13 protein-coding genes are annotated in these 14,689 nt (G+C 61.5%); 10 read left to right on the top strand and 3 right to left on the bottom strand.

Annotated elements, in window-relative coordinates; genetic code table 11:
- Positions 1–8: 8 nt before the first annotated feature.
- On the bottom strand, positions 9–1,328 hold the full coding sequence (locus NVV77_RS10330) for a homoserine dehydrogenase (RefSeq protein ID WP_295412710.1): 1,320 nt from the start codon (positions 1,326–1,328) through the stop codon (positions 9–11).
- A gap of 163 nt (positions 1,329–1,491) precedes the next feature.
- Here NVV77_RS10330 and NVV77_RS10325 point away from each other — a divergent pair, with 163 nt between their 5' ends.
- The 4 genes from NVV77_RS10325 to NVV77_RS10310 all read left to right on the top strand — a co-directional run bounded on the left by NVV77_RS10325 (position 1,492) and on the right by NVV77_RS10310 (position 5,105).
- Positions 1,492–1,782 carry an STAS domain-containing protein gene (locus NVV77_RS10325; RefSeq protein ID WP_291421606.1) on the top strand — a complete coding sequence of 97 codons (291 nt, stop codon included), beginning with the start codon at positions 1,492–1,494 and terminating at the stop codon, positions 1,780–1,782.
- On the top strand, positions 1,779–2,144 hold the full coding sequence (locus tag NVV77_RS10320) for a response regulator (protein WP_035085423.1): 366 nt from the start codon (positions 1,779–1,781) through the stop codon (positions 2,142–2,144). Before NVV77_RS10325 ends, NVV77_RS10320 begins: the two co-directional genes overlap by 4 nt.
- Positions 2,145–2,172: 28 nt before the next feature.
- On the top strand, positions 2,173–4,506 hold the full coding sequence (locus NVV77_RS10315) for a chemotaxis protein CheA (protein ID WP_295412708.1): 2,334 nt from the start codon (positions 2,173–2,175) through the stop codon (positions 4,504–4,506).
- Positions 4,507–4,616: 110 nt separating this feature from the next.
- On the top strand, positions 4,617–5,105 hold the full coding sequence (locus NVV77_RS10310) for a chemotaxis protein CheW (RefSeq protein ID WP_035085422.1): 489 nt from the start codon (positions 4,617–4,619) through the stop codon (positions 5,103–5,105).
- Positions 5,106–5,336: 231 nt separating this feature from the next.
- Here the strand turns inward: NVV77_RS10310 and NVV77_RS10305 are convergent, their stop codons facing one another.
- Together NVV77_RS10305 and NVV77_RS10300 are read right to left on the bottom strand one after the other, a co-directional pair.
- On the bottom strand, positions 5,337–5,741 hold the full coding sequence (locus NVV77_RS10305) for a hypothetical protein (RefSeq protein ID WP_295412706.1): 405 nt from the start codon (positions 5,739–5,741) through the stop codon (positions 5,337–5,339).
- A 154-nt stretch (positions 5,742–5,895) separates the two neighbouring features.
- On the bottom strand, positions 5,896–6,249 hold the full coding sequence (locus tag NVV77_RS10300) for a hypothetical protein (protein ID WP_295412704.1): 354 nt from the start codon (positions 6,247–6,249) through the stop codon (positions 5,896–5,898).
- A gap of 163 nt (positions 6,250–6,412) precedes the next feature.
- Between NVV77_RS10300 and NVV77_RS10295 the strand changes: the two genes are divergently transcribed.
- The 6 genes from NVV77_RS10295 to NVV77_RS10270 all read left to right on the top strand — a co-directional run bounded on the left by NVV77_RS10295 (position 6,413) and on the right by NVV77_RS10270 (position 14,497).
- The gene (locus NVV77_RS10295; RefSeq protein ID WP_051960838.1) at positions 6,413–7,003 is read left to right on the top strand and encodes a chemotaxis protein CheD; all 591 of its coding nucleotides are present in this window, start codon (positions 6,413–6,415) and stop codon (positions 7,001–7,003) included.
- Positions 7,004–7,174: 171 nt separating this feature from the next.
- A complete protein-coding gene (locus NVV77_RS10290) occupies positions 7,175–8,017 on the top strand; it encodes a protein-glutamate O-methyltransferase CheR (protein WP_295412702.1) in 843 nt (280 codons plus the stop codon).
- Positions 8,014–9,060 (top strand): chemotaxis response regulator protein-glutamate methylesterase, encoded by a 1,047-nt coding sequence (locus tag NVV77_RS10285; protein ID WP_295412701.1) that lies wholly within the window; start codon positions 8,014–8,016, stop codon positions 9,058–9,060. The genes NVV77_RS10290 and NVV77_RS10285 overlap by 4 nt, the downstream gene beginning before the upstream one ends.
- Positions 9,061–9,172: 112 nt before the next feature.
- Positions 9,173–9,562, top strand: coding sequence for a response regulator (locus NVV77_RS10280; RefSeq protein ID WP_035085417.1), 390 nt, complete (start codon positions 9,173–9,175; stop codon positions 9,560–9,562).
- A gap of 213 nt (positions 9,563–9,775) precedes the next feature.
- Complete coding sequence (locus NVV77_RS10275; RefSeq protein WP_295412699.1) at positions 9,776–12,277, top strand: methyl-accepting chemotaxis protein; 2,502 nt, start codon at positions 9,776–9,778, stop codon at positions 12,275–12,277.
- A gap of 153 nt (positions 12,278–12,430) precedes the next feature.
- Positions 12,431–14,497 carry a methyl-accepting chemotaxis protein gene (locus NVV77_RS10270; protein WP_295412698.1) on the top strand — a complete coding sequence of 689 codons (2,067 nt, stop codon included), beginning with the start codon at positions 12,431–12,433 and terminating at the stop codon, positions 14,495–14,497.
- The last annotated feature ends 192 nt before the right edge of the window (positions 14,498–14,689 follow it).

Here is a 14,689-nt window from a genome sequence, read left to right as displayed (position 1 = left end):
GCCCCTGCCTACGAGGTGTAGCCGAGCATCCGATCCTGCTCGCGCCGCAGGGCGAACAGTCGCGTCGAAGAATCGGGCTGGCTGTTGGCCGCCGTAAGAAGCGCGCCCTTGGCAATCGGTGCCGTGACCTTGCCGCCTTCGAGGAGGCCGACCGGCACGGCGCCTGCCGCGCGGGCATCGTCGGCCCTCATGGCATAGGAGCGGTAGCAGGTCTCGCCGATCGCATCGAGCGGTTCGCCGGGCAGTAGGTCGCGCTTGGCGACGGCGCAGACTTCGGCGACGGGCCGGGGCAGGGGGACCATGTCCGGCTTGCCGGTGAGCATGATACGCGCGCAGGTCAGCGGCACTTCAAGGCTCGTCAGGTGATAGGGCCGGAAGAAGGCATAGTAGGGCCCATGGCCGATGTGGAGATCGTCCATGCGTTCGATGATGCGCGGATGCTCCGCCTTGACGATGACGAAGACGCCCGGGGCGACGCCCTTGCCGATGGTGAAGTCGACGACGCCGGAGGAATTCAGAATCCCGCCATCGGCCTTGGGAATCAGCACCTTGGCCATGTCGTCACGGTCGGCCTTGGGTCCGTGCATGCCCGGAATATCGGGCATGAGGCCGGTGGCATTGGCAATGGCGGTCATCTCGACCGCGGTCTTCGACCCATCGACGAACTCCACCAGCATGCGCGGATTCATGTTCCGCCGGTCGGCTTCCTCGCGATAATCGTCGGGGACCGCGTCGTGCTTGAGGGGATTATTCTTGCCCTTGCCGGCCGCAACCACATCAAGACCAAGCGCGGTGACGAATTCGATCAGCTCCATGCAGGACGAGGGCTCGTCGCCGGCGCCGACGGAATAGACGACACCGAGGCGGTCGGCCTGGGCCTTCAGATAGGGTCCGATGGTGACATCAGCCTCGACGTTCATCATGACGAGATGCTTGCCATGCTCCATGGCGGTGAGGGAAAAATCGGCGGCAACGCCCGGCTTGCCGGTGGCGTCGATGACGACATCGATATTGGGCGTGGTGACGAGAGTTTCGGCCGAGGTGACGGCGATCTTGCCCTGTTCGATGGCGGCGGTGGCGGCAGCCGGGGAATCGACCACCTTGCCATGGCTGTCGTCGCCATAGGCAATGGTCATGGCGGCCAGCGCCGTATGGGGACGCCTTGTGGCGATCGCCGCCATTTCGACGCCCTTCATCAGGCTCATCTGGGTGACGAGATCGGTGCCCATCTCGCCCGAGCCGATAACGCCGACGCGAATGGGCTTGCCCGCATCGGCGCGGGCGGCAAGGTCACGGGCGAGCCCGGTCAGGGCGATCTTGGTGGTCATGGCAATTGTCCTGATACTGCCGCCTCGTTACAGCCACTTGCCCGCGGCGGCAAGCGCGCTGGAGGTCGCACGACGCTAAGCCCCGGCATCCGGGCGATTAGCACTTCTTAAACCGTTCCAGATGAATATGGCGAAGGAGAGAACTCCGGGGGCTGGCCACGAAATGGCACATCAGGAAGCAAGCGCGATTGCCTTGCCAGAGGTCATCGACCTCGACGCGCTGGACGCGATTCGTGACAAGCTGATCGACGCTGTCGAAGATGGTGCGGTGACCGTGGTCGCAAGCGCGGTGCAACGCGTGTCGACCAATGGTCTGCTGATGTTGATCAGCGCTGCCGAAAGCGCCCGTCGCAACCATAATGAATTTGCTGTCGACGCGCCGAGCGCCGCCATGTTGGCCGCGATCGATCGATTGGGCCTTGGCGCACAATTTTCAGGGATGATGAGACCATGACATTGCGCGTACTGACTGTGGATGATTCCAGAACCATCCTGGCCATGTTGCACCATACGCTGAGCAATGCCGGTTTCGAGGTGCTGCAGGCCGAAGACGGCAAGCAGGGCCTGGATGTGCTGATGAGCCACGACATCGACGTCGTCATCACCGACATCAACATGCCTGTCATGGACGGTATCGAGTTCATCAAGAATGTGCGGGCCAGCGGCCAGTACCAAAGCCTGCCGATCCTCATTCTCACGACTGAAACGAGCCAGGACAAGCGCGACCAAGGCAAGGCCGCGGGCGGCACGGGCTGGATCGTGAAACCCTTCGACCCCGACAAGCTGATCAGCGTCATCCATCGCGTGGTCCACTAACACTACCTTCTAAGGCTGGTACGGCGCCATGAGCGACCTAGACGACTTCAAGGCCACCTATTTCGACGAATGTTCCGAGCTGATGAACGAGCTCGAAGAACAGTTCGCAGCGATCGAAGGGGGCGAGCGCGACGCCGACCGGCTCAATGCTGTTTTCCGCGCCATTCACTCGATCAAGGGCGGTGCCGGTGCTTTCGGCTTCTCCGGGCTCGTGGGCTTTGCCCATGCCTATGAGACATTGCTCGACTATGTCCGCGATGGTCGTGTGGAGATGACCGATGACGTGGTCAGCCTCTGCATCCGCGCCAATGACATCGTTGGCGACTACATCAATGCCGCCCAGAGCGGCGAAGAGCTGGCTGCTGATTACGGCCAGGAAGAAAAGCAGCGCTTCGACGCCATTGCCCGCGGCCAGCGCGGCGGTGACGAAGACGAGTGGAGCGGCGAGATCATCGAGGAATTCGATATCGAATTCACGCCGGTGCGCGTCGAGCTTGCTGTCGATGATGGCGACGTCGTCGAAGCCGTTGAAGCTCCGGTTGCTGCCGAGCCCGATACGTTCGACGCCCCGCCCATGCCGGTCGAGCCGGGCCACTGGGAAGTGCGCTTCACGCCCTATCGCCAGCTCTATTCGCGCGCCAATGATCCGCTGCTGCTGTTCCGCGAACTGGCAGCCCTGGGCGAGATCAATGTCCGTGCCATTCTCACCGACATTCCGGCCCTGAGCGACTTCGAGCCGTTTGGCGTCTATTGCTCATGGGAAATCTCGCTCTTTGCGCCTGACCTGACGGAATCCGCGATCCGCGAAGTCTTCGAATTCGTCGATGGCGATTGCAGTATCGAAGTCGTGCCGCTCGGCCATGTGGTGCCGCCCGCGGCCGCGCCGGCTCCTGCGCCTGTCGCGGTCGTACAACCTGCCAAAGCCGACGAGAACCTCATGGCGCTGACTGAAGACGAAGTGGCTGCCGCTCCCGTGCGTCTCGTTGCCGAAGCTCCGTCCGCCCCTGTTGCCGCAGAGCCTGTGGCCGAAGAACCGGCTCTCAGCTTTGCCGATCTCGCCAATGAAATCTCGGCTTCTGCGCCGCCGCGGCCCGTGCCGCAGGCCGCTGCGCCCAAGCCCGCTGCCGCACCCAAACCCGCTGCCGGCGGGGAAGGTGGCGAAGAGGGCGGCAATCGCGCCGTTGGCGTGCAGTCGATCCGCGTCGATCTCGATAAGGTCGACCGTGTCGTCAACATGGTCAGCGAGCTGGTGATCACCCAGTCCATGCTGACCCAGCAGATGGATGAAAATCTGCGTGCCCGCTATACCGAGCTCGTTCGCGGCCTTGAGGTTCTGGCCCAGACGACGCGCGGCCTGCAGGACTCGGTCATGGCCATCCGCGCCCAGCCGGTCAAATCGGTGTTCTCGCGCATGCCGCGCCTGGTGCGCGAACTCGCCACCAAGACCGGCAAAAAGATCAAGCTCGAGACGATCGGTGAAAACACCGAAATCGACAAGACCGTCATCGAGCAGTTGTCCGATCCGCTGACCCACATGATCCGCAACTCGGCCGACCATGGCATCGAGGATCCAGAAAAGCGCAAGTCGCGCGGCAAGTCCGAAATCGGCACCATCCGCCTTTCGGCCGAGCAGGCCGGCGGCAATATTCTCATCATTGTCGAAGATGACGGCAACGGCATCAACCGCGAGCGCGTGCTGCAGCTGGCCCGCGACAAGGGTCTGGTTGCCCCCGATATCACCCCGACCGACGAGCAGATCGACCAGCTCATCTTTGCCCCGGGCTTCTCGACGGCCGATGCGGTCAGCGACATTTCCGGCCGCGGCGTCGGCATGGACGTGGTGCTCTCCAATATCAAGAAGATCGGCGGCTCCGTGCATGTCCGCTCCTGGACCGGCAAGGGTTCTCGCGTGACGCTGCGCCTGCCGCTGACGCTGGCCGTGCTCGACGTCATGCTCGTCAAGGTCGGCGAAAGCCCCTATGTGGTGCCGCTCTCCTCGATCGTTGAAACCATGCAGTGCTCGGGCGCTATTTTCGAGCGCGTCCCCTCCGGCGGCCAGGTGCTGCAGGTGCGTGGCGAATATGTGCAGGTCATCGATGTGGCCCAGCGCTTCGGCATGCATTCGAACAAGGCGCCGGACGATCGCTTCGTGGTGCTGTGCGAAAGCGAGGGTAGCCAGAAGGTGGCGCTCGTTGTCGACGACATCATCGGCCAGCAGCAGGTCGTCATCAAATCGCTCGAAGAAAACTTCGAGCAGGTCGAAGGCATTGCCGGCGGCACGATCCTGGGCGACGGCAATGTCGCGCTGATCGTCGACGTGCAAGGCCTGCGGGTCCACCAGATTCACCAGAACGCGGCCTAGTTGGCCAAGTGGCGCGGCGGCGACGTCGCGCCGGAATACGAGTAAAGCGCGGCTTATCAGCCGCTCACAGTGTGTAACCGGCCCAGAAGGGCGGCAGAAAGGCCAGGAAAATGGAAGCGCTCAGCCTCCGCGAAGACAATGGGGATAAAACGGCCGTCGTTGGCCAGAACACCCTGCAACTTATCGCCTTCTCCATCGGCGAGCAGACCTATGGCGTTGAGATCACCACGGTGCGCGAAATTCGCGCCTGGAACGGTGCGACCCCGCTGCCGAACACGCGCGACTTCGTGCGCGGCGTGATCAACCTGCGCGGCACTATCGTGCCGATCTTCGATCTGCGCGCCCGCTTTGGCGATGGCCAGACCTCGCCCACCAAAAACCACGTCGTGGTGGTGATGAGCGTCGGCGACAAGTGGGTCGGCATCCTGGTCGACGCTGTCAGCGACATTCTGACCGTGAGCCGCGAAGACATTCACAATGTGCCCGAAGGCAATGCCATCGATACGGAACTCCTCAACGGCATCATCACCCATGACAGCCGCATGGTGGGTCTCATCGACCTCCACGCCGTGGTCAATGGTGCCAAGCTCGACGGCTAAGGCCTGCAAGCGTGAGTCAAGGAGGGCGCTGCAAGGCGCCCTTCTTAGTTTTGGGGCGCGGAATGCTGTCTGACTCGGGGTGGGGAGCCGACAGTCTGCTTTTGAGGCAGGCTCTGCGAAAGCCGACCTGCATCTCCGAATGAGTTAGATATGACGGGTTAGGCATTTGCCAGAAACGCACGCCACCAGAATATGCCAGGTCGGTGCAAGTCGAGGCGCGTGTGCGATGCTTTAGCCTACGGTTGGCGCGTCAACTTCGTTGAGTGCAGCAAGGCCTGCATTGTTCTCAAGATACTCGCCCAAGCGGGGATCCTCGCAATAGAGCTGTTGCTCATCCACAATGTCATAGCTTGCGCCCAATTCATGCCGCAAAAGCCCAAGTAGCGTGTCCACCCCAGCATTGAAGCGATCACAAAGCGTTTGTGTCCACAGGCTCGGATCGGGCGGATACAGCGGGTTCAGATAGCCGGAATGCTCGAAGTCAAGCTGGACCCGCAGATCACAAGCAGGCTTCGAAACGAACAATTTCTCGTCCACTGGGCCTAGTCCCAATTCTTCACGGGTCTCGTTGTCACCCGCCCAGAGGCAACCACCCGCGCCATAATCGAAAAAGAACCTGAGGATGCTTTTTGTCATGGCGCAAGGCTAGACGCATGACGCGCGGCAGGAAAGTCCGCAATTTCGTTAGAAGCCCACTCTTGCGGATGATCGCCTGTGTCCGCCCATAGGAAACTGCGAGCGAGGCACCAACGGCGAGAATGGGGTCGAAAGCCGTCGAAGAGCCTTCTGCCTAGAACAGCTCGATCTCGCCGTGCGGCTGGTTGGCGGCGACGCCCGAGAGGGCAGGGACGCGCAGCTCGTCGAGGGTCAGGCTCTGCCAGATTTCGTCATAGACGCTTTCAGGCGCGGTCGGCGGAAGCAGCGAGAACTGGCGGGCGGCAAGTGCCATGTTGCGGCAGCGCTGCTCGATACGGTCCTGGCCCTGAAGGGCAGTGATGATCATCATCATGGCCTGGCGCACGGAAGCGTCCTTGCCGGCCGAAGAGTCGGTCAGAAGATCGAGGGCTTCGGTAATCCCTTCCAACATTGCGGCGGACTGACGGGCTGTCTCGTCGAGCTCTCTTGCCAGCTTCTGCAATGACATACGCATAACCTCAGGTCTACCAGCCCACACTATCCGAATATTTCTAAACCGCTTCTTGCTGCGACAGCCAGATCGGGACTCCCCGCGTAGCGTGGTTAGCGTTTGGCTAACGAGTTAAAGCTAAGGTCGGAAGCAAATGGACTCGACGGGTATTCGTAGACAAATGGGCCAGAATAGCTCCCTGCCTCCTGAATTCGACAGAGGTATCGTCACCACGGTCCATCAGGGTGATTGCCACGTTTCTTCGGCGCAGGATGTCACGTTTTCGACCGTGCTGGGGTCGTGCATCTCGGCCTGCGTAAGGGACCGCGTCGCCAATGTCGGCGGGATGAACCATTTCCTCCTCGCCGAACAATCCGGTTCGGCCAAGGATCGCTACGGCGCTTCGGCCCGTTACGGCGCCTTTGCCATGGAACAGTTGATCAACAAGGTGCTCTCGCAGGGCTCGGGCAAGAAGTCCAATCTCGAGATCAAGGTCTTTGGCGGCGGCAAGATCAATTCGGCGCTCGACGATGTCGGGGCCAAGAACATCGAATTCGTACGCCAGTTCCTCGCCGATGAAGGCTATATGGCCTCGAGCGAAGACCTCGGGGGCATGTTTGCCCGGCGCGTGCTGTTCAAGCCCCATTCCGGCCGTGCCTTCGTAAAGCGGCTCGACAGCGATGTCGGCGCCAATGTTGCCAAGGAAGAACTGGCGCTCGCCAAGCGCCGTGTCGTGGTGCCAGCGCCGGTCGACGATATCGAACTTTTCTAGGCCTCTTCGCGCAAATATTGCCCGGTGTTCCGGGCGGAATTTACGCAATCTAAGGAATGCACCGGCCACTATGACTTTCGCTCAACAGCATGGCGCTGATGTCGCGATCATGCGGGCGTAACGGTGACTTGCCGCTTTGCGGTGGGGCCTGGGGCAGTCGGGGAAGGTTTCATGGAACAGGGAGAAATTTCCCTCAGCGAGCGCGAGTTTTCGCGCATCAAAAGCCGCGTCTATAAGGTCGCCGGCATTTCCCTCAGCGACGCCAAGCGGACCCTGGTGGTGTCGCGCCTGTCAAAGATCGTTCGGGCGCTCGAACTCGCCAGTTTTGACGACTATGTCGACTATCTCGAAAAGGGCGCCTCGGCGAGCGACGGGCAGGACTTCGTCAACGCCCTCACCACCAATCTGACGCGCTTTTATCGCGAAGACCACCATTTCGATCACCTCAAGACCTATGTCGGTGGCCTGATCAGCGAGAGGCCGCGCGGCCAAAAACTGCGCATCTGGTCGGCAGGTTGTTCGACAGGGCAGGAGCCCTATACGATCGGCATGGATCTGCTCAATGCCTTTCCCGAACTCAAGCGCTGGGATTTCAAGATCCTCGCAACGGATATCGATACGGCTGTGATCGCCAAGGCGGCGCGCGGCATCTATCCTGAGAACGAGCTTTCGGGCCTCAGCGGGGAACGCGCCCGGCCATTCCAGAAACTCAATGACGGCACCGTGCAGGTACCGCAGGCAGCGCGCGAACTGGTCTCGTTCAAGCCGCTCAACCTGATCGCCGAATGGCCGATGAAGGGCCCGTTCGATGCCATCTTCTGCCGCAATGTGGCGATCTATTTCGACAAGCCGACGCAAGGGGCCGTCTTTGGCCGCTTCGGCAAGCTCCTGGCCCCCGAAGCCTTCCTCTACATCGGCCACTCGGAAAATCTGGGTTCGGGCGGGGAAGGTTTCCGCCTCGTGGGCAAGACCATCTACCAATCCAAGCGGATGAACAAACGAGAAGCAGCATGACTATCAAGGTTCTGGTCGTCGATGACTCGGCCCTCATTCGCGAGGTGCTCACCCGCATGTTGACGCGCGACGGCGACATCACCGTCGTCGGCACGGCAACGGACCCGATCGAAGCGCGCGAGAAGATCAAGCAGCTCAATCCCGATGTGGTGACGCTCGATATCGAAATGCCCAATATGAACGGGCTGGATTTCCTCGAAAAGCTGATGCGCCTGCGGCCCATGCCGGTGGTGATGGTGTCGACCCTCACCAAGAAGGGCGCGAGCGAGACGCTGCTGGCACTGGAACTGGGTGCCATCGACTTTGTGGCCAAGCCCAGTGCCGAATTTGCCGGTGGGCTCGATGCCTTTGGCGCCAGCCTGCGCGACAAGATCCGCGATGCGGCTCGCACCGATGTGCGCGGTGCAGCAACGCGCATCGAGGCGCCCAAGACATCGGTTAAGACGGCAGCCGCTCCCGATGGCGCGCTCATTGCCATCGGCGCTTCGACTGGCGGCGTCGAGGCGATCCGTGCTGTCCTCACAAACATGCCGGCCGATTGCCCGCCGGTGGTCATTGCCCAGCACATGCCGGCCGGCTTTACCGGCCGCTTTGCAGCGCGCCTCGATGAGCTCTGTGCCATCAAGGTGGTGGAAGCTGAGGACCGCATGGTGCTTGAGCGCGGCCATGCCTATGTGGCGCGCGGTGACTATCACCTGCGCGTCGAGCGCTCTTCGGGGCAGCTGAAATGCCGGTTGAGCCAGGATGAGCTGACCAGCGGCCATCGTCCGAGCGTGGACGTGCTGTTTGAATCGGTGGCCAAGGCGGTTGGGCATATGGCGGTCGGCGCCATCCTCACCGGCATGGGCCGGGATGGGGCGCGGGGTCTCAAACTGATGCGCGATGCCGGCGCCTATACGGTGGGCCAGAGCCAGGCTTCGGCTCTCGTCTATGGCATGCCGCGCGTTGCCTTCGAGGAAGGCGCGGTCGTCGAGCAGGCGCCGCTCGAGCAGGTGGCCGGCAAGCTTGCCAATGCGCTCGTTCGTTTGCGCTCGGCGGCTTAACGCCGAGCATGCAATCCGTCCGGTGCAATTGAGAGAATTGTAACCTCTCCCACCTAGGATGAACTTGAATACCGGGGCTCAGGCTCCGGCGCGTAAGAGGTAGATAGAGTCCATGCCTAAAGCCAGTGCTGTCAGCGTCCTGATCGTTGATGACCAGCAGTCCATGCGTGGCATCTGCAAGTACATTCTCAATCAGCTCGGCTTCAAGGACATCATCGAGGCCAAGTCTGGCCGCGATGCATTGGGCAAGCTCGAAGGGGCGAATGTCGATCTCATCATTTCCGACTGGAACATGGACGATATCGACGGGCTGACCCTGCTCAAGGTGATCCGCAAGCATCCGCGCACCCAGGCGATGCCCTTCATCATGGCGACCGGGCGTTCCGACGCCGAGCAGGTGAAGGAAGCGATTTCGGCCGGCGTCAACAATTACATCATCAAGCCGTTCGACGTTTCGACCATGAAAAAGCGCATCGAGGCCGTGATCGGAGCGCTGACCTGATCGCCTGAGAACAGAACCAATTGCTGAAGCGCTCGCAACCGGCCGGTTGCGGGCGCTTCGCCTTTTGGGGCGCCGCTTTGGGCGTAATAAGTAGTTAAACCTAAATGTGTATCGATTGCAGGACGCAATTCGTTCGATCCTGTGAGGCGTTTCGCCGGCCGGGAGGCGGTCTGGCTGGAGGGCCGGGGATCGGGCAGGCTCAGGGGGACGAGGGTGAGGATATTTCCGCAACTGCGCATCGCGCAGAAGCTGCCGCTGGCTTTGGTTGGTTCGGCGCTGGTGGTGAGTGCCGGGGTTGGCATTGCCAGCTATTTCATCGGCCTCGGCACGGTCGAGGAACAGCGCAACCAATCCATGCAGGCTTCGCTCAATACGGCGACGACGCTGGTCAGCGAGTATTTTTCGAGCGCCGAGGTTGATCTCCGGCTCTTCGTGCAGCGCTCCGACACTGTTACGGCGATGAAGAACCTCACTCGTGCGCTCGAGGAATTGCGCATGGGGCTCAAGGAACGTGCAGCGCTGCAATTGCAGGCTGCCTATGTCACCGAAAACCCCAATCCGGCGGACCGCGCCGCGGTCGATAGCGTCGGCGCCAAGGGCGCCACCTATGATGCACCGCACAAGCGTTTCCATCCCGGCTTCCGAACCTTGCAGGTCGAGCGCGGCTATTCCGACGTGTTGCTGATCAGCGCCACCGGGGATGTGGTCTATTCGGTTTCAAAGAACATGGACTTTGCCGGCAATGTCGTTGCCGACCCCGCTCTTGCTGTATCCGGGCTTGGTCAGGCCTTTGTCGCGGCCAAGGACCTTGCGGACGGCTCGGCTGCCTTTGTCGACTTTGCCGTCTATGGACCGGCCGGCGCGCCGCAGAGTTTCATGGCCATGCCGGTCTATGACAAGGACGAGAAAACGGGCGTCATGGTGCTGGCAATCTCGCCGGCGGCGATGAGTGCCCGGGTGTCCGCCCTGTCTGGCATGGGCAAGAGTGGCGAAGTGATCGTTGTGGGGGCCGATGGCCTGCTTCGCAGCGAGTCACCCAAGACCGCGGCCGACGACGTTCTCGTCACGACGCTGACCTCCGATGTCGTGACTGCAGCCTTTTCCGGCCAGGTCGGCGAGGGGATGAGCACGGACTATCGCGGTGCGCCCATGGTGGTGCGGGCCGAACCTGTCAGCGTGGGCGGCGTCACCTGGGCGGTCACGGCCGTGCAGCCGGAAGAAGAAGCCTTTGCCCCTGTTGTCAGCATGCGCAACATGACGCTGCTGGTGGGTGGTGTCTTGCTGGCCATTGCGGCTGTCCTGGGCTTCTTCTTTGCTCGTTCCATCAGCCGGCCAATCTCCCGCCTGACCCACACGATGGAGACATTGGCCGAAGGCGACCTTTCGGTGGAAGTTTTGGGCGGGGCGCGCGGCGATGAAATCGGCGCCATGGCCCGGGCCGTGGAAGTGTTCCGGCAGAATGGCCTGCGCATGGCTGAGATGACCGAGGCGGAAGCTGCCTCCATCATTCGCGGTCAGGCCGATCGCGCGGCCATGATGCAGCAATTGCAGCGCTCGTTCGGGCATGTGGTGGATGCGGCGATATCAGGCGATTTCTCGCGCCGGGTGGAAGCCGACTTTCCGGATGACGAACTCAACGCGCTGGCGCGTTCGGTCAATGGGCTCGTCGAGACGGTGGATCGCGGGGTTGGCGAGACGGGCGTGGTGCTGTCGGCGCTGGCCAATACCGACCTGACCCACCGCATGGAAGGCGAGTATCAAGGCGCCTTTGCGCGGTTGAAGTCGGACGTCAATGCGGTGGCCGATCGTCTCACAGACGTCGTTGGCGAGCTGCGGACAACGTCGGGGACACTGAAGACGGCGACGGGAGAAATTCTTTCGGGGGCCAATGATCTCTCCGAACGCACCACCAAGCAGGCGGCAACCATCGAAGAGACTTCAGCGGCAATGGAGCAGCTTGCGGCGACGGTTTTGCAGAATGCGCAGCGGGCGCAGGAGGCGAGCGCGGCGGCAGGCGATGTGACGAGTTCGGCTGAAGTCGGCGGGCAGGTGATGGCGCAGGCGACCGAGGCCATGGAGAAGATCACCCAGTCCTCGGCCAAGATATCGAACATCATCGGCATGATCGACGACATCGCCTTCCAGACCAACCTGCTTGCCCTCAATGCCTCTGTGGAAGCGGCGCGGGCCGGCGAGGCGGGCAAGGGTTTTGCGGTGGTCGCCGTGGAAGTGCGGCGCCTGGCGCAAAGTGCGGCCAGCGCATCTTCGGACGTGAAGCAGCTCATCGAGCAGAGCGCGACCGAAGTAAAGGGTGGCACTCGTCTTGTCAGCGATGCGGCGTCGAAGCTCGCGGCCATGCTTGAAGCAGCGCGGTCCTCCAATGACCTGATGACTGGCATCGCCCGCGAGAGCCGCGAGCAGGCGTCTTCCATCGAGGAGGTTAATGCAGCGGTCCGGCAGATGGACGAGATGACCCAGCACAATGCGGCGCTGGTTGAAGAGATGAACGCGGCCATCGAGCAGACGGAGGCACAGGCCACCAAGCTCGATCAGATCGTCGATATCTTTGCGACCGACGGGCGGAAGGTGGCTTCGGCCGCACCCGCAGAGCCGCAGGGTGCACGTGGCATCCAGCAAAAACTCAAGTCTGTCGCCAAAGCCTATCTCAGCCACGGCAATGCTGCGGTTAAGGCCGACGACTGGAGCGAGTTCTAGATCATTGTCACCTCGACAAAAAAGGGCGCCACTGGCGCCCTTTTTCTTGTTCTGTCCTACCATACAAGAAACACTGCATTAACCCCCCGTTCTCTAGGATGCGCGCGGACAGATTTGAGGTGACGGCACCGGGCAGGGTGCTCAGGGGGACGCATGAGACTTTTTTCCGCGCTTGGCAGCATCAAGCTGACAACGGCTATTTCCGGACTGGTTCTGGGTAGCATCGTCGTGACGATCATCGCCTATTCGGTCAGCAATTACATGGGACTGCATCAGCAGGCATTGCAGCAGGCCCAGCTCCAGCAGCGGACCGACCTCAAGACCGCCGCGACCATCCTCGAAAAGCGTCTCGCGAGTTCCGTGGTGACCTGGGCCGAGGACAATAATGTCGGCGCCTTCCAGACCTATTCCATCCCGCGCTTTTACGACAATGGCACGGTGGACTCGATCACCCGCGTGACCGGCGGAGAGGCCGTGGTTTTTGCGATCGACCCGGCGACCGGGCAGTTCTTGGCCAAGACGTCGAGTTTTGTCGGCGAGGGCGATGAGCGGGCCATCGACTTTGCCGTTGATCCGCAGAGTCCAGCCCATGCAGCCCTGTCGCAATCGTTGCCCTATGAGGGCGAAGTAGAGCTGCTGGGCAAAACCTATTGGGGTGAGTTCTTCCCCGTGCTCAAGCTCGACAATACCTTGCTCGGTGCTTTCTGGGTCGGTGCGGATCTCGGCGCGGCGGAAGCGTCGGCGCGTGCGTCGATTCCGGGCATGCTGGTGATCGGTGGCGTGCTGTTGACCGTGATGGGGGCGCTGGCGCTGATCGTTTCGCGGCAATTGACCAAGCCTGTGCCAAAACTCGCCGCGACCATGCAGGCGATTGCCGAGGGGAATTTTGATACCGAGGTGCTCTATGTCGATCGTCGCAATGAGATCGGCGCCATGGCGCGGGCGGTGGAAGTCTTCCGCGAGAACGGCCTGCGCGTCAGCCAGATGACCGAGGCGGAGGCGGCGCGCATCCTGTCGGAACAGGAAAGCCGCCAGCAGATGATGACCGATCTGCAGCGCTCGTTCGGGCATGTGGTGGATGCGGCGATATCGGGCGATTTTTCGCGCCGGGTAGAAGCCGATTTCCCGGATGACGAACTCAATGCGCTGGCGCGTTCGGTCAATGGGCTTGTCGAGACGGTGGATCGTGGGGTTGGCGAGACGGGCGTGGTGCTTTCGGCGCTGGCCAATACTGACCTGACCCACCGCATGGAAGGCGAATATCAAGGCGCCTTTGCGCGGTTGAAGTCGGACGTCAATGCAGTGGCAGATCGCCTGACCGATGTGGTTGGAGAGTTGCGGGCAACTTCGGGCACGCTGAAGACGGCAACGGGAGAAATTCTCTCCGGGGCCAATGATCTCTCCGAACGCACCACAAAGCAGGCGGCGACGATCGAAGAAACGTCGGCGGCGATGGAGCAGCTTGCGGCGACGGTTTTGCAGAATGCGCAGCGGGCGCAGGAGGCGAGCGCGGCGGCAGGCGATGTGACAAGTTCGGCGGAAGTCGGCGGTCAGGTGATGGCGCAGGCGACCGAGGCCATGGAGAGGATTACCCAGTCTTCGGCGAAAATCTCGAACATCATCGGGATGATCGACGACATCGCCTTCCAGACCAACCTGCTTGCGCTCAATGCCTCCGTGGAAGCCGCGCGGGCCGGTGAGGCGGGCAAGGGTTTTGCCGTGGTGGCCGTGGAAGTGCGGCGCCTGGCACAAAGTGCGGCCAGTGCGTCTTCGGATGTGAAGCAGCTGATCGAGCAGAGCGCGACCGAAGTGAAGGGGGGCACTCGTCTCGTCAGCGACGCCGCCTCGAAGCTCGCGGCCATGTTGGAAGCAGCGCGGTCCTCCAATGACCTGATGACCGGCATTGCCCGCGAGAGCCGCGAGCAGGCGTCCTCTATCGAGGAAGTCAATGCAGCGGTCCGGCAGATGGACGAAATGACCCAGCACAATGCGGCGCTGGTTGAAGAGATGAATGCGGCTATCGAGCAGACGGAGGCACAGGCCACCAAGCTCGATCAGATCGTCGACATCTTTGCGACCGACGGGCGGAAGGTGGTTTCGGCGGCACCCGCAGAACCGCAGGGTGCACGTGGTATCCAGCAAAAACTCAAGTCGGTCGCCAAAGCCTATCTCAGCCACGGCAATGCCGCGGTGAAGGCTGACGACTGGAGCGAGTTCTAGGTAAAACTCCGCTCAACTCCTTCATTAGAACTGGGGAAGGCTCGGAAGCGGGCCTTCCCCATTTTCGTCTGGGGAGCCCGTACTGAAAAAGCCGGGTATCGATGTCGATTTCATTGAGAGCATTTTCAATGCGGAGGTGCAAAAATGAAAATGATGTCGATCTAAATCATTGTAATACTTGATTAAATTCAA

Source organism: Devosia sp. (genome assembly GCF_024707125.1).
Lineage (GTDB): Bacteria > Pseudomonadota > Alphaproteobacteria > Rhizobiales > Devosiaceae > Devosia.
The sequence above is the reverse complement of the archived record's forward strand: the minus strand, read 5'-3'. Positions and strand labels throughout refer to the sequence as shown.